The organism is Azotosporobacter soli (assembly GCF_030542965.1).
GTDB lineage: Bacteria > Bacillota > Negativicutes > SG130 > SG130 > Azotosporobacter > Azotosporobacter soli.
The window spans coordinates 70,008-89,616 of sequence record NZ_JAUAOA010000002.1; the positions used below are offsets into that span (position 1 = coordinate 70,008).

20 protein-coding genes are annotated in these 19,609 nt (G+C 50.2%); 2 read left to right on the forward strand and 18 right to left on the reverse strand.

From position 1 onward, the window contains the following. Positions 1-170: 170 nt before the first annotated feature. Positions 171-806: a class I SAM-dependent methyltransferase gene (locus QTL79_RS02335; protein WP_346353328.1), complete on the forward strand. Its 636-nt coding sequence runs from the start codon at positions 171-173 to the stop codon at positions 804-806. A 105-nt stretch (positions 807-911) separates the two neighbouring features. On the opposite strand, the gene QTL79_RS02340 is transcribed toward QTL79_RS02335, so the two are convergent. From QTL79_RS02340 to lpdA, 11 genes are all read right to left on the reverse strand, one after another. Next, positions 912-2,009 carry a tungsten cofactor oxidoreductase radical SAM maturase gene (locus QTL79_RS02340; protein WP_346353329.1) on the reverse strand — a complete coding sequence of 366 codons (1,098 nt, stop codon included), beginning with the start codon at positions 2,007-2,009 and terminating at the stop codon, positions 912-914. A gap of 38 nt (positions 2,010-2,047) precedes the next feature. Next, entirely contained in the window at positions 2,048-3,718 is a 1,671-nt protein-coding gene (locus QTL79_RS02345; RefSeq protein WP_346353330.1) for an amidohydrolase, read from the reverse strand. 41 nt (positions 3,719-3,759) lie between these two features. After that, positions 3,760-3,990, reverse strand: a complete 231-nt coding sequence (locus QTL79_RS02350) for a hypothetical protein (protein ID WP_346353331.1) — start codon at positions 3,988-3,990, stop codon at positions 3,760-3,762. Positions 3,991-4,016: 26 nt separating this feature from the next. Beyond that, on the reverse strand, positions 4,017-4,340 hold the full coding sequence (locus QTL79_RS02355; protein ID WP_346353332.1) for an ArsR/SmtB family transcription factor: 324 nt from the start codon (positions 4,338-4,340) through the stop codon (positions 4,017-4,019). 72 nt (positions 4,341-4,412) lie between these two features. After that, positions 4,413-5,144, reverse strand: coding sequence for a sulfite exporter TauE/SafE family protein (locus tag QTL79_RS02360; RefSeq protein ID WP_346353333.1), 732 nt, complete (start codon positions 5,142-5,144; stop codon positions 4,413-4,415). 45 nt (positions 5,145-5,189) lie between these two features. Then, a complete protein-coding gene (locus tag QTL79_RS02365; RefSeq protein WP_346353334.1) occupies positions 5,190-5,615 on the reverse strand; it encodes a putative zinc-binding protein in 426 nt (141 codons plus the stop codon). Position 5,616: 1 nt separating this feature from the next. Further along, a complete protein-coding gene (locus QTL79_RS02370; RefSeq protein ID WP_346353335.1) occupies positions 5,617-6,027 on the reverse strand; it encodes a putative zinc-binding protein in 411 nt (136 codons plus the stop codon). Next, positions 6,017-6,880: a glycine cleavage system protein GcvH gene (gene gcvH, locus QTL79_RS02375; RefSeq protein WP_346353336.1), complete on the reverse strand. Its 864-nt coding sequence runs from the start codon at positions 6,878-6,880 to the stop codon at positions 6,017-6,019. The genes QTL79_RS02370 and gcvH overlap by 11 nt, the downstream gene beginning before the upstream one ends. Further along, the gene (locus tag QTL79_RS02380; protein WP_346353337.1) at positions 6,873-7,166 is read right to left on the reverse strand and encodes an ATP-binding protein; all 294 of its coding nucleotides are present in this window, start codon (positions 7,164-7,166) and stop codon (positions 6,873-6,875) included. The genes gcvH and QTL79_RS02380 overlap by 8 nt, the downstream gene beginning before the upstream one ends. A gap of 2 nt (positions 7,167-7,168) precedes the next feature. After that, positions 7,169-7,546: a hypothetical protein gene (locus QTL79_RS02385; protein WP_346353338.1), complete on the reverse strand. Its 378-nt coding sequence runs from the start codon at positions 7,544-7,546 to the stop codon at positions 7,169-7,171. 26 nt (positions 7,547-7,572) lie between these two features. Further along, positions 7,573-8,955, reverse strand: a complete 1,383-nt coding sequence (lpdA, locus tag QTL79_RS02390) for a dihydrolipoyl dehydrogenase (protein WP_346353339.1) — start codon at positions 8,953-8,955, stop codon at positions 7,573-7,575. A gap of 138 nt (positions 8,956-9,093) precedes the next feature. Here lpdA and lplA point away from each other — a divergent pair, with 138 nt between their 5' ends. Beyond that, positions 9,094-10,089, forward strand: coding sequence for a lipoate--protein ligase (gene lplA, locus QTL79_RS02395; protein WP_346353340.1), 996 nt, complete (start codon positions 9,094-9,096; stop codon positions 10,087-10,089). 58 nt (positions 10,090-10,147) lie between these two features. Here lplA and arsA read toward each other — a convergent pair whose 3' ends face one another. The 7 genes from arsA to QTL79_RS02430 all read right to left on the reverse strand — a co-directional run bounded on the left by arsA (position 10,148) and on the right by QTL79_RS02430 (position 19,520). After that, complete coding sequence (arsA, locus tag QTL79_RS02400; RefSeq protein WP_346353341.1) at positions 10,148-11,899, reverse strand: arsenical pump-driving ATPase; 1,752 nt, start codon at positions 11,897-11,899, stop codon at positions 10,148-10,150. 24 nt (positions 11,900-11,923) lie between these two features. Further along, positions 11,924-12,298 carry an arsenite efflux transporter metallochaperone ArsD gene (gene arsD, locus QTL79_RS02405; RefSeq protein WP_346353342.1) on the reverse strand — a complete coding sequence of 125 codons (375 nt, stop codon included), beginning with the start codon at positions 12,296-12,298 and terminating at the stop codon, positions 11,924-11,926. A 284-nt stretch (positions 12,299-12,582) separates the two neighbouring features. Then, entirely contained in the window at positions 12,583-14,016 is a 1,434-nt protein-coding gene (locus tag QTL79_RS02410; protein WP_346353343.1) for a dipeptidase, read from the reverse strand. Positions 14,017-14,123: 107 nt separating this feature from the next. Further along, a complete protein-coding gene (locus QTL79_RS02415; RefSeq protein WP_346353344.1) occupies positions 14,124-15,446 on the reverse strand; it encodes an APC family permease in 1,323 nt (440 codons plus the stop codon). Positions 15,447-15,528: 82 nt separating this feature from the next. Then, a complete protein-coding gene (locus tag QTL79_RS02420) occupies positions 15,529-16,263 on the reverse strand; it encodes a gamma-glutamyl-gamma-aminobutyrate hydrolase family protein (protein WP_346353345.1) in 735 nt (244 codons plus the stop codon). A gap of 169 nt (positions 16,264-16,432) precedes the next feature. Further along, a complete protein-coding gene (locus QTL79_RS02425) occupies positions 16,433-18,469 on the reverse strand; it encodes a sigma-54 interaction domain-containing protein (RefSeq protein WP_346353346.1) in 2,037 nt (678 codons plus the stop codon). 160 nt (positions 18,470-18,629) lie between these two features. Next, positions 18,630-19,520, reverse strand: a complete 891-nt coding sequence (locus QTL79_RS02430; RefSeq protein ID WP_346353347.1) for a site-2 protease family protein — start codon at positions 19,518-19,520, stop codon at positions 18,630-18,632. Between the last annotated feature and the right edge of the window lie 89 nt (positions 19,521-19,609).

Consider the following 19,609-nt stretch of genomic DNA (forward strand, 5'->3'; position numbering starts at 1 on the left):
TCCGGCAACATGCCGATTGCAACGTGAGGAGCCGCTTCGTTTTCTGTTCCGTACTTCTTCGTTATTCAGTTTTAAATCCCTCTTTTTATTATCCGCCTCTTCTGATTTGCGCTAACGTCTTTATCCCTATATACTGTAAAGAAGCTAGCGCAAGACAGAAGGGAACGTAAATGAACGAACAGTATTACGAAAAATTGTTAAATATAAAAACCGCCGGCGAGCAGAAGATTTTCAACGACTCGCCACACTATAACCATTATGAGCCGACCTCTTATTCGCTGCTCGAGCAATTGGCCGCACAACATGCTTTCAACGCAGACGACCATATCGTCGACTTCGGCTGCGGCAAAGGCCGCCTTAATTTTTACCTGCATCATCATTTTTCAGCGACTGTCACCGGCATCGAAATGGATCCTTACTTTTATCAGCAGGCAATTGACAATAAAAAATCGTATTTTAAAAAACATGCGCAACCGGAAAACAAAATACATTTCCTGCATTGCTTCGCCGAAGAGTACGAGGTAAAACGCTTCGACACGGTCTTTTATTTTTTTAATCCGTTTTCGCTGCAAATCTTCACCAAGGTTGTCGGCAATATCCTGCACTCGATCGAGAAACAAGAACGCAGCGTCGACATCATCCTCTACTATCCAAGTTACGATTACATCTACTTTCTCGAAAACAGCACGCCGTTTACACTGTCGAGTGAAATAAAAGCCGCCGATTCGCCGGCGCAGGATCCGCGCGACAGTTTTTCCATCTATCGGTTCACCGCTGAAACCGATTCTTCCGCCGCTCTTGTTTGAGCAAAAGATGATCTAAAAAGCGAGGCCAACGGTATCCTACCGTCGGCCTCGCTTTTTTGTCCGCCCGTCTTTAAAAATCCCACCCTATCCGCTAGTATGAATCGTTCACGGGCATAAAACAATGCTTCTCGCCCAAAGACAATCGCCGCAAGCCGGCGTTATCCCCCAGCAGTCAGCTTCGTTATCCTGCGACATAACGCAACCGTCAACCTGCGGACAATCGGTACAGGACGGATAGAGATTATTCCGCACCGTGTAGCGAAAAACGCGATAGGATGCTTCCGTCCATATCTCTGACAGCGATTTCTCGTTCAGATTACCGAAGGACTGGGCCTTGACCTTTTTTTCACGCCCCATGATATAGCAGGTGTAATTGTGCAGAAACGCATAACAAGGGCTGACTTCGCCCGTTGCCGAAATGACCATCGCCTTATCCTGCACGAATTTGCAGTCTCGCCACGAAGTGATTTCGAATTTCCCCATTGTCAAAATCGATAACATCGAAGCGTCGCTGCCGAATTTTTTCAGATCCGGCGTCGCTTCGCCATAGAGGATCTGCTCCTTCATGCTTTCATGGTAGGGCAACAGATTCGTAAGCAGCAGCTTATTGGCGCGCAATTCATTCGCCAGTCGGCGAATCGCCGGAATCTGCTGATAATTATCCTTCATCATCACAAACTCTACGCCAAGCAGCGGACGCATCTTTTTCTTCGCTTTCTTCATCGTCTGCAACATGCGTACCGCGTCCGTCACCTCGGTAAAGCCGGCTGCGCCGGGGCGAATTTGCTTGAAGGATTTCTCATCCGGCCCATCGAGCGAAACAAACAGCCATTCAAGCTCCAAATCAATCAAACGCTCGAGCATCGACGGCGTAAGCAGCGAACCATTCGTAATCATTTCCGTTTTATAACCGTTTTTTTTGCAAAGCGCGAGCATTGCGAGAATATCAGGGTGAAGCAGCGATTCGCCAAAACCGCCAAAATGAATGGTTTTAATGTCGGGAAATTCCTGCGCATCGGCAAGCAGTTTTTCAAACAGCGCGAACGGCATGTATTCATCTTTTTCGCGCCAGGAATGTCGAATACAGGTAATGCAACTGAAATTGCAGGCAGAGGTAACTTCCAAGTACAGCTTGCGCGCATCGTTTCGTTTCGGCAAAAGAATTGTTTCTTCCCCGGTATTCCAACGGACGCATTCTTCCATCGCCAGCGGCCTCCTCTATTTTCAGCATCGTCTGCAGCTTATTTCATTTCGGCTTGCTTTGCCAATTCAGCCGTCTGATAGCCGCTCCCCTTAGCAATCACATATTCCACGACAACAAGCTCATGCAATTTTTCCGCCTGTACCTGATAAGGATCATTAGACAAAATCACCAGTTCCGCCAGTTTCCCTTTTTCCAGCGACCCTTTGTCATCTTCTTCAAACCCGCTATATGCCGCATTAATCGTAACCATCTTCAGCGCTTCGCGAAGCGGCAACCGTTCTTCAACGACCGGATGGTTGAGCGCCCAGTAGACGCCCAGCAGTGCATCATAGGGACTCACCGGGCTATCCGATCCGCCTACCATTACAACCCCTTTTTCGTAAATACTGCGATACGGATTGAATCGTTTCATTCTCGTTTTGCCATAACTTCGGCATAACTGTTTGAATTCCTTGTCGCTAAGATCAACAAACGCAGGCTGTACCGAAGCAATGATGCCAGCCTGTTCCATACGCTCCAGCTGCGTCATCGTCGGCAATTCCAAGTGCTCGATGCGATGTCGCGCATCCTTCCTGGCACACTGCGCCTGCGCTTTTTCCATCGCGCACAGTACCGCTTCAATACCGGCTTCGCCCTCCGCATGAGCAGCAAACTGCAATTGGTTGCAATGCGCCGTCAAGATCAGCTTATCCCAGTATTCCTGCGTATGATTCAATAGTCCTTTGCTATTCAGTTGGTTCGTATACGGTTCAAACAGCGCCGCCGTATTGCTGCCGATTTCGCCATCCGCCTGCATGGCGCCGCAACCGCCCATCCTGGGCAACTTGCGCTGCAGCACTTTGGCAACATCATTTGACTGATCCCATGTTATGATATGCACCGGCAACTGCGGTTCCAGCATCTCCATCACTTCATCAATGTCGCATATGTCCATGCCGCCCTGCATGGTATGGATCGTCGTTACGCCATGTTGCAGCGCTCCACAAGCAGCTTTTTTGATTCCGGCAATAAGTTCCAGCTGCGAAATGTTCGAAACTGCTTTACTATTAACCGTAATCGAAATCGGATCTCTTAACACGCCATTCAGCAGACCGTTTTCAATGTCGGCTCCGTCATCCATTTCCGTTACTTGAAAATAGTCGATTGCACAGGAATTAAGATAGCTTTGATGCCAGGTATATTCAACAATAATGACCGGATGCACGGTTGTCGCCTCATCCAAATCCCAACGGTTCGGCACCCTGTCGTCGGTGAACTGCGTATCCTTCACGCCGAACATGATAATCGGCTTGCCCGTAGGCGTTTGCCGCGCCCTTGCCGCAATCGCTTCAACCGCCTCTTCAATGGTCACAAAACCGCAACCCGAAATACCGGCATACGTAATTCCGGTAAGATCCAGATGACTGTGGCAATCGCTGAATCCCGGCAATATGGTTTTGCCTGCCACATCATAACATTTCCAACCTCGTTGCAGCAGCTCGCTCATATCTTGTTGCGTTCCAACACTAACGATTCGTCCATCCTCAACGGCAATCGCGTTAGCGCGACTATCCTCGTTATCCATTGTGATTACATTGGCGTTGCTTAGCACATACCGCTTTGGCATGAGAATGCCGTGAGACAATTTTTCACAGCCCCTGCAAAAGGATAGTGAGGATGCGATTTTAGCAACAACATTTTTGACTATTGTTCGCCATTTCATAGCCATCTCCCCACTCCCTCATGCAAATCGTACAAGACCTGTATCCGTTATGAGCAGCAGCCCGGCGAGATGTCGGCTCCCGTATCGCCCGCATATTCAATCGCGCCGGAAGGACATTTTTTCTGACAGCCCCGACAACCGTGGACACAGCCTACCGGCTTCACCACGACCGGCTTACCGGGCTTTTTTTCATACACGCCATTACGACAAAAGTTGATGCAAATTTCGCAAGCCGAGCATTTTTCTAAATCCACAACCGGATACCACGTTTCAGACATCAAGTTCACTCCCTTTAAACAATTTATCATTTTAAGAACTTCAGCAATTCCTGACTATGTCCGATTTGGTCGCTTAACGTCTTTTCCGCCGCGCTGATTAACGCTAACACCGAAGGATAGGAAATTTTATAAATGACTTTTTGCCCGTCTTTTCGCGATTCGATCAGTCCCTGCCGCTTCAAGACGCCAAGATGCTGCGAAAAGTTTGATTGTTCGATATCGATTTGCTCAATCATTTCACAGACGCATCGCTCACCGTCCGTAAGCATCAGCAAGATTTTGATTCGCGCCGGATGTCCAAGCGTTTTGAACAATTCTGCGGTCAGCTTGACTACTATATCTTCGGCCATGCCGTCAATCCTCCTACTTAAGTTTGAATAAAAGCGCTGCCGTCTTCCTCGTTATCCACGACAAACTACAATCTAGCGCAGCATCGTATAAATTTTATACAGCGTCATAGCCACGATAAGAATTCCAAACATCTGTTTTATCTTATCACTCGGCAGATAGACGCTGCTCAAGCGCGCCCCGGCAAAAGAACCAATCGCACCGACAACGAGCAGAACGCCAGTCAGGCTCATATCGAACTGCGCAGTCGGTAAATGCGGAATCAGCGACGAAAACGATGGAAATGTCACAGCCACCGCGTTAATACCGGCGGCCTTTTTTGCTTCAAATCCGAGAATGATCAGCGTCGGCATCAGCAAAAAACCTGGCCCAACGCCTAAGAATCCGCTCAGGATGGAAATCGGCACGGCAAACAGACACGCCAGTTTTAAGTTTTCTTCGACGATTCCGCTCGTCGTCTTCCTGAATAATTTGTAGGCTAAAAAAATCACCGATGCCAGGTAGGCATACCAAACATAGGCGGGCGTCGCTGTCTGTACCAGATAAGCGCCGAGCGGAGCCGAAAGCGTCGTCACAATCGACAGAATTCCCGCCTTACGCCAATCGATATGCCCGCCCATCGCAAAACCAAGCGCAGCGAAGATTGCCGTAAGGCCGTTTAATAGCAGGCTCACCGGTTGAACCTGATGCACAAGATCCGGCATAAACAAGCCCAGGAACGGCACTGCCGCAAATGCAACGCCCAGCCCCAGCATACCGGAAATAATCGCTAGCAGGAACAAGCCGCCAACCATTAGCAAACTCATACCGCCACCCCTTTTCTCCGCGACGCGATCTCCCTCGTACGCAGTTTATTTTACTTGTTCTGCTTTGATCAGCACATCATATTCTTCACTGATTGCAAGCGTCGTCTTGTCAATCATCTTTTGATGTTCCGCTGTCAGATCGCGCGTCGACAGCGCCGGGCCCTCTGCCATTTCATCGCCGATCAAATCCGAAACCAGAATCGCCGCGCTCACCGCGCCGCTGTATTTCTCGATTGCCCGTCTGGCGCAAGCCTTATTGCAGCCGTCAACCGCAATCGTCGGAAACTCCTTGGCAAACGTTCTTTCTTCCTGCCCGCCGGCCAGAAAGAGCGGCAGGCAAATCGTCACCGTTTTGTCCGGTTGGATTTCGTCCATGATTTTGCGAGTCGCCAGGCGCGAAATCGTGCCGCCCAGACATTCTTCGCCGCTGCAGGACACTACGCCGAATTTAACTTCTCGTGCTTCACTCATGCTATCGCCCCTCTCCTGCCACTTCGCGCACCTTGGCTTCCAGTCTGGCCGCGATGTCGTCCACGATCGTCCAGCCGCCTTCGGTCAGTGCCGTAGCGGTACCCGGCTGCACGCCTCTATGTTCCTTGACGACGTCGAGAACCTTAAACCGTTCTTTGACATCGCCGCCCATTGCAGCAACGCTTTTCGCCGCGCAAAGCATCGGACAGCCGTCGATCGTCAGACAAGGCTGCTCAGCAATGCGCATTTTCGCTTCCTTATCCCCGGTGACGAGATAGGCCAGGCAAATCGTCTCCGCTTGCTCCGGGCAAAGCTTCGTCACTGTCTGCAGCGTGGCTTCCCTTGACATCAGGCCATACACTTTGCCCATGCCGCTGCAGGGTATGATCTTGACTTTGCTGTTATTTGACATGAAAATCATCCACCTTTTTCTTCAGAATCTTCATGTAACCCTCGGTCGTCAATAGAAAATCCACTTCCTCGGCAAAATTCGTCAGCTCCAGTTCGGCGATCCAGCCTTTTTCATAAGGACTCTGATTGATAAACTCCGGCGCGCTGGCCAGTTCCGCATTCACTGCGACGACTTTGCCGCTGACCGGGCAGATGACTTCAAAAACCGCTTTGCCGGATTCGATGACGCCCGCCTCGTCAAACTGTTCTAACTCGCTATCAAGATTCGGCGGCGTGAAGAACATGATATCCGACAAACTTTGCTGCACATAATCGGTCACGCCGATCCGCGCCCGGTTGCCGCTGACCTGCAGCCAGCAATCGTTTTCCGTAAAATAAAAACCTTCGGTCGGCACGCGAAAGATGAACTTGTCTCTCGTATAAACCGCAAAATCATTCGGCGTCTGATAAACCGTTTCTGCGCCGCTGTCTTCTTTTGCCGTTTCCGTTTCTTTGCTCAGTTCTGCTGCCAGTTCAACGGCCAGTTTCCGTTCTGCTTCGCTCAGACGAAGCGTGTCTGTCGGCAAAACGCAGCCGCGCTCTTTCGCTTCTGCGCTGACGGTCATTTTTTTTTGGATCTTCAGGTTTTTTGCTGCAGCCAGCTTGCTGGCGCAGCGCATGCCGCAGCCGTCGATAACAAGCAGCGGGTTTTCTTTGACGCTTGTATCATATTTGCTCTCCGCCACCTGATAGAGCACCGGGCAAATCAAATCGCTTTCCGTCTTTTCGCAGATGGCAAGCGCAATTTCCTTCGTGATTTGTCCGGCGCACTTATCGAGTCCGTTGCAGGGCAGCACCGCATACTTGCTACTCATGCCCCTCACCCCCGCCGCGAATCTCCTTGATATGCTTCGATACGTCCGCTTTGTTCGGGAACGTCAGCGCGTCCGGGCCGCAGGTCTTGCCGCAGGCGCGGCAAAAAACGACGCAATTGTTCGGATTGGCGACGACTAATTTCTTTTCTTCATTTTCACGCTTCTCATAGACTTTATGCGGACAAAAGTCAAAGCATTCCATGCAGTAGTCGCATTTTGAATAATCGATCGTCGGTTTCCAGTCAATCTTGTCACGCGCTACGCCCATGAAAGTTTCTTCGCTCATTTTTATTCAACCCCCATTTCTTCAAGCGCTTTTTCTACTTTTTTCACTGCATCCTGCGTGTTCATATCGCGAATGTCGAGCGCCACCAAATCTTTCGTTATATCCAGCCCCGCTTCTTTAAAAGCATCGCGAAACATTTTCATCTGCATGTTTTTCGCGCATGCGCCGATGACCATCGGTCGATCCGCCTTTAACAGGTCTGCCAGAAAACGATCGCCGTCTTCTTCGCACAGTTGCGGATGAATGAAGCCGTATTCCACCGGCAGTTCGACGCGTACCTGATTGATAAAGTCCCAGATATCCATTTGGCTAAAGCCGGGGCATTTGCCCGTGCACACGCACATGATAAAACCGGGACGTTTTTTTTCTGCTGTTTCCATTTTAGTATCCCCCTCTAATTTATGCATTATTTATGAATAGCCCTGCCGATCGCATCGGCGCAGGCTTCCATTACCGCTTCACTGAGCGTCGGGTGCGGATGCACCAGATCGGCCAGCACGTCCGCCTTCAGTCCAAGCGCTACCGCCAGCGTCAGTTCCGAAATCAGTTCCGTCGCCTCTGCGCCAAGAATTTGCGCGCCTAAGATGACCTGCGTCTTCTGATCGGTCACCACTTTGACCAAGCCGTCGCGTTCGCCCAGCGCCAAGGCGCGTCCATTGTTGCGAAACAGGAAGCGACCGACGCGAACCTCATATCCGGCCGCAATCGCTTCGCCTTCATTCAGACCGACCGTTGCCAGTTCCGGCTGGATGTAAACGCAGGCCGGGATCGTCTGCGGCGTAAGCGAAGCAGAAAAACCCAACGCATTTTCAACTGCAGCTTTTCCTTCCGCATACGCCTTATGCGCCAGAAGTCGGCCGCCGGTCACGTCGCCTGCCGCATAAATGCCGGGAATGCTGGTCTCAAAACGTTCATCGACCAGCAGCGCACCTGACGGAGAGACCGCCGCGCCAAGCGCTATGAGTTCCGCCGGCACGGACGGTTTGCGACCGGCAGCCAACAGCACATGGCTGGCCTCCAGAGACACTTCTTTGTCGCCAACAGCAAACGTCAGCACCGCGCCGCCTTCGTGCGGCTTTATTTCTCTGACGCTTGCCGCAGTCTGTATTTGCACGCCCTGCCTTTTCAAAAGTTTCAGGACTTCCCCCGCCATTTCGGCATCTTCCTGCGGCAAGACCTGTTCGGCCATTTCAAGCACCGTTACCTTGCTTCCAAGGCCGCTGAACATTTGGGCAAATTCAAGACCGATCGCGCCGCCGCCGATAATCGCCAGACTCGTCGGCGTTTCCGTCAACGACAGCAATTCGTCGCTTGTCATGGCCAGCTCCGCGCCGGGAATAGCCGGACGTACCGAAGCCGATCCTGTCGCGACAAGGATTTTTTTACAGCGCAGGACAGCGGTATCTTCAAGCATTTCCACTTTTACTTCCTCTGGACTGACAATGCTGCCGCGTCCGCGAAAGACGCGAATCTTATCGTTTTTCAACAAATGTTCCACGCCCAGACGCAGGCTCTTGATCACCCGCTCTTTGCGGCTGTGCGCGGTCGGCCAGATTACGAGCGGCGCTTGCTCCGTCACGCCGAATTCCTTTCCCTTGCGCCCGAGTACGGCCAGTTCCACCGTGCGCAGCAACGCTTTCGTCGGAATACAGCCGCGATTCAGGCAAACGCCGCCGAACTCATCCTGCTCGACAATCGCAACCGTTGCTCCGAGTTGCTCCGCACGGATCGCCGCCAAATAGCCCGCTGGTCCGCCGCCGAGAATCACAATTTCATAGATCGCGTTCATTTTTCACCCACCTCAAATAGCGCTTGCTTATTATATGACAAATTTATAAAATAGTAATGTAACTGTTTCCAGTATATGTCCGATTCATTTCTCCGTCAACCGTTTCTCCCCTATCAATTACCGCAAAGGAGAGTAGACATGCTGCATATTCTGAATGCTTCGAACGACCCTTGCTTCAACCTGGCCTTGGAAGAATACTATCTAAAGCAAACAAATTTCACGCAAGACCTCGTCATCTTATGGCGCAACCGCCCGACCGTCGTCATCGGACGCAACCAAAACCTTGCAGTCGAAATCAACGATGCGTTCATTGCCGAAAAGGACATCCGGGTTGTTCGCCGCCTTTCCGGCGGCGGCGCGGTTTACCATGATCTTGGCAATCTGAACTTCAGCTTTATCACCGCCGCTCCGGCCATCAGCCGGGATGCCTTCGCCCGTCTGACATTGCCAGTCCTTGACGCGCTGGCATCATTCGGCGTAGAGGCCGAATTCACCGGCCGTAACGATCTGACGATCAGCGGACAAAAATTTTCCGGCAACGCCCAGTATTTCCATCAAGGTCGCCTGCTGCACCATGGCACGTTGCTCTTCGACAGCGATCTGACCGTCCTGTCGCAAGCGCTCTCCGGCTCCGAATCGAAACACACCCGCCGCGCCGTCCCCTCGGTACGCAGCGCGGTGACGACGATCCGTCCCCATCTGCCGCTCGGCACGACAGCGGCGGAATTTGAAGCCGCCTTGCTCGACGCGATCTTCAGCCGCTCCAAGAAACCCTATCAACAATACAGCCCTTCGCCAAGCGAGCTGCAGGCGATCGAAGCGCTCGCGCGCGATCGCTACCGAACGCGCGCCTGGACCTATGGCTCGTTGCCGCATTTTAACCACTGCGTCAAACGCACTTTTAGCGGCGGCACCGTTGAAGTCTTGCTCGATATCAAAAATGAAACGATCGTCACCTGCAAAATATGCGGCGATTTTTTCGTCTCCGGTGAAATCAGCGACTTGGAAACTGCACTGTGCGGCGTTGCCCGGACGCAGGAAGAAATACGCGGCGTTCTTTTCCCCTGGCTGCAAGAACACCCGATCGACAACATTACGGCGCAAGAGGTACTGGGTTGCTTCTTTACCTTATAAATTTACAAGGGGCAGAGCGAAACAAAGAGTTTCGTTCTGCCCCTTCTTTCGCAGGCCTTTATTGAATCAATTGTTTGAGTTTTTCTGCCTTGATTTCTTCCCCTTGCCAGGGAATGACGGCAAAGTTTCCTTGGGATATGGTGTCGATCTTGTTGATCCAAGGCACTTCACTCAATGATTTCGCTTTTAAGAGCGGGCTTTGCGTGTTCGTCATCAACAAACTCGAATTAATGACCCACCATTTGTTAGTGATGCCGGCCCGTTGCAAATCTTCCTGCAAGCGCATCGCTTCATAGACCGGCGTCGCTTCCGGCAACGTCACGATGACGACTTCGGTTTCCTGTTCATCACGCAGGCGCGGCAGCAATTTTTTCACCGACTCCGGGATATCGCCTTGCGAGCGCTGGATTTCCTTATGGTAGCTTTGCGTCGCATCGAGCAGCAGCAGCGTATGTCCGGTCGGTGCGGTATCAATAACGACAACTTCGTTGTCGGCCTTGTCGACAATTTCGGCGAAAGCCCTAAAGACCGCAATCTCCTGTGTGCAAGGCGAGCGCAGATCTTCTTCCACATAGGCGACATCCTCTTCTTTCATCGTCTCTCTCGCTGTCGCCAATACTTCCTCGGTATATTTTTGCAGCTCGACTTTTTCATCGATCTTGCTGATCGTGATGCCATTGCCCTCTTCGACTACGAATTTCAAATGATCCGCCGGATCGGTCGTAGTCAGATGCACTTTAGCGCCTTTTTCCGCCAGTCCCAAGGCGATCGCTGCCGCCAAAGTCGTCTTGCCGACGCCGCCTTTGCCCATCGTAAAGATGACGCGTTTGCCGGTGCGATGCAGGTCGTCAATCAAAGCTTTGATCTTCGGCAGTGTAGTCTTGTGCAGTTTGTGCTTATCGGTTTCAATGTAGTCTTCTTTCAGCAGCATGCGGATGCTCTTGATTCCGGCCACGTTATAGGCGCGAAGCGGAATCGTATAGGTAGCAACATCTTGCAAACCAAGCGGCATTTCAGCTAAAGCCGCCTGCTGTTTTTCATACAGTTGATCGGCAATGTCATCGTCTTCAATATCCATTTCCAAAACGCCGTTTACTACCAAAATTTGATTCATGACGCCGATTTCTTTCAACTCACCTGCCGCGCGTTCCGCTTCCTGCAGCGGCGAAAACTCAGGTCGCGACACCAGCACTAACGTAGTCAGCTTTCCGTCTGCCAATGTGGCTACCGCATTTTTATAGACTTCTTTCTTGCTTTCAAGGCCCGAAAGTTGCCCCAGGCACGAAGCGCCGTGCGTGCTTTCGCTGATAAAGTTGCTCCAGGCCGACGGCAGCTGCAGCATTCTGAGCGTGTGTCCGGTCGGTGCGGTGTCAAATAGGATATGATCGTAGTCCTGCTGCGTTTTCGCATCGGTGATGAAATTGGAAAACTCGTTGAACGCCGCAATCTCTACCGTGCAGGAACCGGACAGCTGCTCTTCCATGTTTTTCAGCACGCTCGGCGGCAACTTGCCGCGGTAAGGTGCAATCACCGATTCCTTATATTCTGCCGCAGCCTGCTCCGGGTTAAGATTGGCCACGACCAGATTCGGAATTTCCTGAATCGCTGTTCCTTTGCTGTTCAGCTCAATGCCGAACACATCTTGTAGGTTGGATGCCGGATCGGTACTGACCAATAGCACTTTTTTTCCCTGATCCGCCAGGACGGCAGCAGTGGCGCAAGCGGTTGAGGTTTTGCCGACGCCGCCTTTGCCGGTGAAAAACAGATATTTTGTTAATGTTATTTCATCTGGATTAAATTGATTATACATGGTTATCCTCCTACGCTTCTGTGCTTAGCAGCAGCCATCGCCGCCGCAGCAACTAAAAACTTTTTTCTTTGCCGGAGCCGGCGCTATTTCTTCCAGTGCAACGCCGGACCATTTTGCAAACTCTTCATTCGTGAGATATGCTTTTGTTTTTACCACTTGGCCGTCAACAACGGTGATCGGCAGAACCTGAACATCTTCTTTTACCAGATATTCATTGACGAGCTTATTATCGACAAACGCCTGCGGTTCACTAGACAATCCATAGCGTGAAACCGTGACGCCTTTGGCAGTCAAGTTGCTTAGCGTCGTCGTCACGCGCAGCAAGTCAGGATCGACTCCCGGGCCGCATAACCCCGTCGGGCAACACATGGCCGGATCAAAAATTTCAATTTTACTCATGCTGATCACTCCTTTTTTTATCGCTTTGTATATTTCAACATGCAAATGCACGCATATACCACTGTAAAAAAACTTGCATCTTACTCGGATGCATTAAACAATTGCGTTATCAATCCGCAAACTTTATTTCTTTTATCGCATTACTATATTTGCTTTTAATCATATACTGTTACTCTAATTCTGTCAAACCTTTTACCAACACTTCATTTTAAAACCGCACGACCTCTTTTTTAGTAGAGTAGGCTTCCGCAATAAACGGAAGCCTACTCTCTCTCTGTTACTCTTTATTGCACGTAAAATGTTCTCGCCTCACGGCTTACCTGCCCACGGTCATTTTCCGCTTCAAAGGTTACGACATGGTAATTCGTCGCTAACGATTCCGTCACCTGGAACTGTACAACGCCTGTTGCCTTATTGTAAGCCGGTTTATAGATTTTGCCGTCTATGATGACTTTGATCCCGGCATCTTTCAACGTCGCTCCCTTACCCGCATCTATTTTTGCGCTCAAGAGCGGCAAGGGAGTGGCAATCACTTCGCCCATTTGAAGGGCAGGCGTAACGACAGGAGCGTCTGCTCTATTTTTTGCGTCCGCCCGATGCCATACGTCTTTCATCACCCGCAGCGAATTTCCGCCGAGGATTTTTTCGATATCACTTTGCGTATAGCCGCGTTTGGCCAACTCCAGTGTGATTTTGGGCAAGGCCGAGCAATCTTCGAGGTCGCTCAGCATCGGCGCACCGTCGAAATCGGAACCGAGGCCCACATGATCCACGCCGGCCACTTTTACCACATAATCAATGTGATCGACCATCTGGCTACAATCCACTTTTTCACCGGCGGCAATTAAAGCCTTCCAATATGGAATATTGACGACGCCGCCCGTTTTTGCGATCGCGCGAATTTGATCATCCTTCAGATTTCTCACATGATCCTTTAGCGCATAAGCGCCGGAATGGCTGGCAATGATCGGAGCGTTCGTCGTTTGCACAACGCCCCAAAACGTGGCTTCATTCAAATGCGATACGTCGATGATCATACCCAGGCGATTCATTTCCTGCACTGCCGTTTTACCGAGTTCGGTCAGACCGCCCTGCGAAGCTGTGCCATCCTTGTACGCATTATTTATGCCCTCGCCCAAGTCATTGGAATAGTTATGCGTAAAAACAATCGCCCGTACGCCCAGGTCGTTATACTGGCGAAGCAGTTCGATACCGTTATCCGCCTTGAGCGAGTACGCGCCTTCGATGCTCGCCACTGCTGCAATCTTTTTCGCCTGCAGCAAACTTTCAACCTCGGCCACAGAACGGGCCAGGCCCATTTTATCGCTATTGTTGTTTACCGTCCAATGCAGTGCACTGATCAGTGCAAGAATCCGGCTGTTGGTCAATGTATAATCCACTTTATTGTCCGTGCTAAGATAAGGCGCCGTATACGCGGCAAAAAACGGAACGTTCAGGCCGCCTTGCTCCAGTTTGGGTATATCAATATGAAACGACGTAGCTTCCCTGATATTGACGAGCGGCAGCCAGGTATTCTTGTCGATAACCTTCATCATCGTATCATTGTGCGTATCGACGATCGTCGCCCGCTTATGAACGGCAAGCGCTTCCTCCTGCGTAAGCGTCGCCGCCTGTGCCGCGCCGCCCATGCCGCACTGCAGCGCCACCAGTAAAGCGGCCGCTTTGGCCGTTTTGACAAACGTTCTTCCGGAAATCATGTGAGATGCCCCCTTTTCTCTGGTTATATAGAATAATTACCTGCACACCCTGATTGGAATTCGCTTTTCGTTTTGCGCTTCCTTCTTATTTCTGTTTTCAGCATAAATTAATCCAACTGATTTTCCAGTACCTCTTTTACATCGCTCTCTTTTTTGACAAAATACTTCATCGCCGCAAACACGACAACGCCGATGCCCAGCGCTCCCAAACCCCAAATCAATTGCGTCGCTGTCGTTTTTGTCGCCATCCATAGCGTAATGCAAACCGCGGCAAATGGGACGACAGGGCCAAACGGAATTCTAAACGTTCCGGTTAAATCAGGCCGCTTTTTACGTAATACGAGGACCGCTAAACACGTCGACATATACTGCGCAAAACGCGAAATCATACTGATGGCGACCAGTTGGATAAACGAGCCTGTCAACGCGAGCGGCATCGTCAGCATCACCGTGATGATAATCGACATATACGGCGTGCCGAAACGGCTCATTTCTCCCAGTTTGCGCGGCAGCAGCCCGTCCTCCGCCATAGAGACGCCGGCGCGCGGCGCGACAAAGGACGTAGAAACGTTGATGCCGCCGATGGAAACCAGACTTCCGATTGTAACCAACCACATGCCGTACGAACCGAAGAATACCCCGGCTGCCTGCGCAACCGGCGCACTGCTTTTCGCCAGAGCCGGTCCCATTACGCCGACGCAAACCGTTTGAACTAAAAAGTATACGACGGAAACCGATCCCATAACCACCAAAATCGCGCGCGGTATGTTCTTTTGCGGATTTTCCATATCGGGCGCCGCACTGGCCATAGCCGCAAATCCAGTAAAAGCATAGAAGATCACAAGAGACGCCGCGCCAATGCTTTCCGTACCAACGTCCGGCAAAAACAGCGGTTCAAAGTTGCTGCCTTTGATAAAGAATATGCCGCAAAGAATAAAGAGCACCAACGGTACTAATTTGCCGACTGTCACCAAATTGCTGGTATATTTCATTACCTTGACGCCGAATAAATTTAAGATTCCCAGACCACCCTGAATGCCGACAATAAGAATGGTGCGATACGGCTCTTGCATCGCAGCCGGCCAGACCGCGCTCAACGCGGTAACGAAGCCAACGGCCATGACCGCCCAGCCAATGATGCCGGTAGCCCAGCCCATGATGCCCACCTGAAAGCCGACAAATTCGCCGAACGCTTCCCGTGCATAAACATAGGAAGAGCCATAGCGGTTAAATTTGCTGGAACACTCCGCATAGCATAAGGCAATCGCCATCGTGACAAACGCCATAAACACGTAAACAAAAATACTTCCCGGTCCAACCAGATCCATCGCCTTGCCCGGCAACAAGAATATCCCTGAGCCGATCACACTGTTGATGCCTAATAATACGATACTCCAGAACCCGAATTTTTTCTTGTTATTATCTGACATGCACGCTTCACTCCCCTTGCTTTTTATGCACAGCAGCCGCTTTCTCTCGAAGACGATTATCGCCTGCCCGAAATTTCTCTTCTCAGCTTATCGCTGCCGATGCGGCGACAAAACGCGTAAACAAGTTCAACATATCCGTACTCTTTTCCGCCATCATTTCCGGATGCCATTGAACGCCCAGCATAAATGGAGCCGTGGCCGTCTCTATCGCTTCGACGACGCCGTCTGCCGTCATGCCGCTGACAACGAAGCCTGGCGCAACAGCCTTAATCGCCTGATGATGAAAACTATTCGTCAGAATGCTCTCCTTGCCGAAAATACTGGACAGGATCGTATCTTGCATCACCTGAACCGTATGCGAAGCAACATGACGCTGCGCTTTTTGACTGTGCTTAATCGATGTCGGAATTTGCAGCAAATCCTGATGCAAGCTTCCGCCAAAAGCCACATTTAGCACCTGCATTCCTTTGCAGATGCCGAGCATCGGTTTGCCTAACTCTACAGCAATTCGCACGGCGGCCAGTTGGTGCTCATCGACTTCCGGCAAGATAAAGCCCAGTTCTTTGCAGGGTTCTTCGCCATAATAAAGCGGGTTTATATCATAGCCGCCCGACAGCAAAACGCCATCCACTCGCTCCAGTTGTTGCCGAATGCCTTCTTCATCACTGATCACCGGCAGCATGACGGGTATCGCTCCTGCCAGCGTAATCGCCTGCACATAATCATGATTCACATAGCTTCGTTTCATACCGGGAAACATGCCTTGCTCCGTAATAAGCAAATTGGACAAAATACCTATAACCGGTTTCTTCCCCACTTTTGGCCCCTCCTATGCATCGTATCTTTAGCTACTGCTTATCGCAAGTTTTGTGCCAAGCGATCAAAAAAGCAGCGAGACTACCGGTTACCCGGTATACGCCGCTGCTTTTTACGATTGCGCTCTTTCATTTTTTAAAGAACGCCATTTAAACAGGAAAAAGAAGCTTCTATTTCACCCTATTTCCCACCCAGTTTAAAAAAGACTTTCCTTTAAACGTAATTTCGCTGCCGCGCCGTCCAATGCTGGTCTTGATCAGTTCCAGTTCACCTAACAATGCAAGCTCCCGCCGGATTTCACCTTCCGTCAAACGTATGCCCCTGTTCTTCAAAGCTTCATCAATGCTTTTTCTTCCGGCCCCCATATCCAGCGCGCCAAAGTCCGCGATGACCTGCAATACGTCCCGCCCTTTATCCCAAAGGCCTTTAGCGGTTAAAACCTGTAATTCCTGCTCGTAGTTTTCCTCGGACTGAAGAATATAGTACGGCAGATCGTCTCCCTTAACCATGCTTTCCGCCATGAAGGAAAGATAGGACGCGACATTATCCAGTTCCCTGATATTGCCCGGCCAGCGGTATTTCATTAAAAGCTCGCGCGCGTTTACATCCACCGACAGTTTTTTTCCGTATTTATCGTGCAGAAAATATTCCAGCAGATAGATAATATCTTCCCGGCGTTCGCGTAGCGGCGGAATCACCAAAGGCAATACATTCAAGCGATAATACAGATCTTCGCGAAACTGCTCCAAGCGTATTTTTTTACGAATATCACTGTTCGTTGCTGCAATCACCCGTATGTTAATATTGACGACGCTCTGTGAACCGATGCGCATGACCTGACGTTCCTGCAATACCCTGAGCAATTTCGCCTGCATCTCATACGACATGTCGCCAATTTCATCCAGAAACACGGTACCATTGTTAGCCTGTTCAAATAAGCCTAGCTTGCCTTCTTTTAAACCGCCGGTAAAACTGCCTCTTTCATAACCAAACAGTTCGCTCTCCAACAAGCTTTCCGGTACCGCTGCGCAGTTGAAAGCAACGAACGGCTGCTTGGCACGCGCTGACGCATTGTGAATCGATTGCGCCAAAAGCTCTTTTCCGGTACCGCTTTCTCCGGTAATCAAAATTGTCATTTCCGACTGCGCAATCTTGCGGGCAAGTTCAATGCAAGTTTTCATTTTCGCTGAATTCGTTTGAATATCCGCAAAACTATAGCGGGCAACCAGCCCTTTATCGCGCAGTTTTCTTGTCAAATTTTGTTCGAGTTGTTTTATGTACGTTACCTCTTGAAAATTATAATAGTTGCCGGTTGTTTCGCCAAAGCACTCCAATTTTTTCCGATTAACCACCAACGTTTTCCCTTTATATTCTATGATTTCATCTTTCATTTCCAGTTGTCTGATCGCATTCATAATCACAGACGGCATCGTCGCTCCGTTTTTCACGCAACCGTTCGCTTCCTCTATATCGAGCATGCGAGCCAGGCTGTTATTGTAGAGGCTGACGTCTCCCGCAGCGTTAAGCAGCAAAACGCCTTCCTGCGACAAATTAATAACCGTACTAAGTTCCGTATTCTTGGCAACGATCTCTTTATATTGTTTCTTTATTCCGCCGTCCAAAACAACAATGCTGTCGCAGTATTGCAGCAACCGTCGACTAACTTCTTCTTCCGTAATCGCCAGCTTATTGATGATTTCAATGAATGTCGCAACATCAATATAACGGTGCCCCATATCAATAACGTGTTCAATAGCATCCGGAACACGGTGCGCAGCGCCGGGCGTTACGGCAAAGTTAATATCTTTGTATTCCTTCTCCTCTTCGTAAGGAACGAATTTCACATGATTTACGCCTAACTTATATAACAACGCTACCATTTCGAACGTGGTTTCCAGACAATCGTTAACGACCAATACTTTGCTCTCCGTCGGAATAGCGAGCAATTTAAAAACTTCACTCTCACGCGTCGTTCTTTGTACGACGACAATAGGCTGCGCAGCGGAAATATGTTTTTTTATTTCCAGCGCCTTATCATTCAGCATCACTAGGACAAGATCATCCTCAAGAATGTCATCCGAATGCAATTCGGCAAAAGCATAGACATTGATCTCGATATACCCCGCAAACACGCTTTCAAGATTGCTTTTTAAAAACGCGCCTAACGGCGAATTTTTTTTATTAGTTACCACAGCAATGCTTCTCATTTTTCTTACACAACCTCCCCGTCGCGCCAAGCATCCTCGATCGTTTCCTTGTCGAACCCTTTCGTTTTTTACTGATATACTTATCGATCCGTATTGCGCCCATACAAAATTAAAAACTGACCCCTCCATAAAAAAGGAGGGGCACAAATAAAATAGCGTCTTACCTTACGCCAAGCAATTCATGAACCGCAAAAGAATAATAGGCCGATAATCCCAAGACGAGAAAATAAGCCAATCCCATTTTGAAACGAAAGGCAGCATCGGTTGCATAATAGGGATTGTTTCTGTCTTTCCACGTTTTCCACGCCTTTTGTATCGCCAAGAGCGAAATCAAAATCGCAATCGGATTGAAATACCACAGCGACAAGCCTGCTATCACAGGGATTCCGACCAGCCACATATACGGCGAAACCGCGGTCACGATGCGTCCGCCGTCGAGCGGATGCGCCGGGATCATATTGAAGACCGTGATAAAAAAGCCAAAATAGGCGACCGCATAAAGAAGCGGCGACTGCAAGAGCAGACCGATGCCATAGCAAAGAAACGCGCCAACTAAGCCGAGTACCGGCCCGCCAATGCCCACGATCGCTTCCGTTTTCGCATCCTGCGGTTCCTGTTTCATCTTGATGAAAGCGCCGACAAACGGTATAAATACCGGCAAGCCCGTTTCAAGGCCCAGCCGCCGCGACGCGATCAAGTGCCCGAGCTCATGCACGAAGAGCAGCACAACAATGCCGACCGCATACCACCAGCCGAACATGAACGCATACGCGGCAATCATGACAAGCATCGAAAAGCCGGTCGTAAAAAACTTGCCCAGCTTCAAAAAGACAAACGCCCATTTCAAAAGCGCCACGACCTTGCTGAATTTAAAAATAACGGCCAACGCGCCTGCGCCAAGCCATTTCCACTTCGAGCTCTTTTTCTTCGGCTCTTCTTCCGGCTCCGCTGCGTCTAAAGCTTCCTCTACGCCTTCCTGACGTTCGTTTCCTTCGAGCGGAAGAAGCTCTGCCGCCTGCTTTTCTTCTTGTTTTTCATTATTAATGGTCACGTAAAGACTCCTTTCCCAAACAGACCTGCCATCGAGTTTGCAGTTTTTCGCCTTCTGCAATCCGCTGCGGATCGATCACCGTAATTATA

Excerpts from the sequence above, each read along its gene's own strand:
- QTL79_RS02380 (WP_346353337.1), bottom strand. The coding sequence starts at position 7,166 with ATGAGCGAAGAAACTTTCATGGGCGTAGCGCGTGACAAGATTGACTGG.
- QTL79_RS02365 (WP_346353334.1), bottom strand. The coding sequence starts at position 5,615 with ATGAGTGAAGCACGAGAAGTTAAATTCGGCGTAGTGTCCTGCAGCGGC.
- lpdA (WP_346353339.1), bottom strand. The coding sequence starts at position 8,955 with ATGAACGCGATCTATGAAATTGTGATTCTCGGCGGCGGACCAGCGGGC.
- QTL79_RS02370 (WP_346353335.1), bottom strand. The coding sequence starts at position 6,027 with ATGTCAAATAACAGCAAAGTCAAGATCATACCCTGCAGCGGCATGGGC.
- QTL79_RS02415 (WP_346353344.1), bottom strand. The coding sequence starts at position 15,446 with ATGTCAGATAATAACAAGAAAAAATTCGGGTTCTGGAGTATCGTATTA.
- QTL79_RS02350 (WP_346353331.1), bottom strand. The coding sequence starts at position 3,990 with ATGTCTGAAACGTGGTATCCGGTTGTGGATTTAGAAAAATGCTCGGCT.
- lplA (WP_346353340.1), top strand. The coding sequence starts at position 9,094 with ATGCTGCATATTCTGAATGCTTCGAACGACCCTTGCTTCAACCTGGCC.
- QTL79_RS02345 (WP_346353330.1), bottom strand. The coding sequence starts at position 3,718 with ATGGCTATGAAATGGCGAACAATAGTCAAAAATGTTGTTGCTAAAATC.
- QTL79_RS02355 (WP_346353332.1), bottom strand. The coding sequence starts at position 4,340 with ATGGCCGAAGATATAGTAGTCAAGCTGACCGCAGAATTGTTCAAAACG.
- QTL79_RS02360 (WP_346353333.1), bottom strand. The coding sequence starts at position 5,144 with ATGAGTTTGCTAATGGTTGGCGGCTTGTTCCTGCTAGCGATTATTTCC.
- QTL79_RS02425 (WP_346353346.1), bottom strand. The coding sequence starts at position 18,469 with ATGAGAAGCATTGCTGTGGTAACTAATAAAAAAAATTCGCCGTTAGGC.
- arsA (WP_346353341.1), bottom strand. The coding sequence starts at position 11,899 with ATGTATAATCAATTTAATCCAGATGAAATAACATTAACAAAATATCTG.
- gcvH (WP_346353336.1), bottom strand. The coding sequence starts at position 6,880 with ATGAGTAGCAAGTATGCGGTGCTGCCCTGCAACGGACTCGATAAGTGC.
- QTL79_RS02410 (WP_346353343.1), bottom strand. The coding sequence starts at position 14,016 with ATGATTTCCGGAAGAACGTTTGTCAAAACGGCCAAAGCGGCCGCTTTA.
- QTL79_RS02340 (WP_346353329.1), bottom strand. The coding sequence starts at position 2,009 with ATGGAAGAATGCGTCCGTTGGAATACCGGGGAAGAAACAATTCTTTTG.
- arsD (WP_346353342.1), bottom strand. The coding sequence starts at position 12,298 with ATGAGTAAAATTGAAATTTTTGATCCGGCCATGTGTTGCCCGACGGGG.
- QTL79_RS02335 (WP_346353328.1), top strand. The coding sequence starts at position 171 with ATGAACGAACAGTATTACGAAAAATTGTTAAATATAAAAACCGCCGGC.
- QTL79_RS02385 (WP_346353338.1), bottom strand. The coding sequence starts at position 7,546 with ATGGAAACAGCAGAAAAAAAACGTCCCGGTTTTATCATGTGCGTGTGC.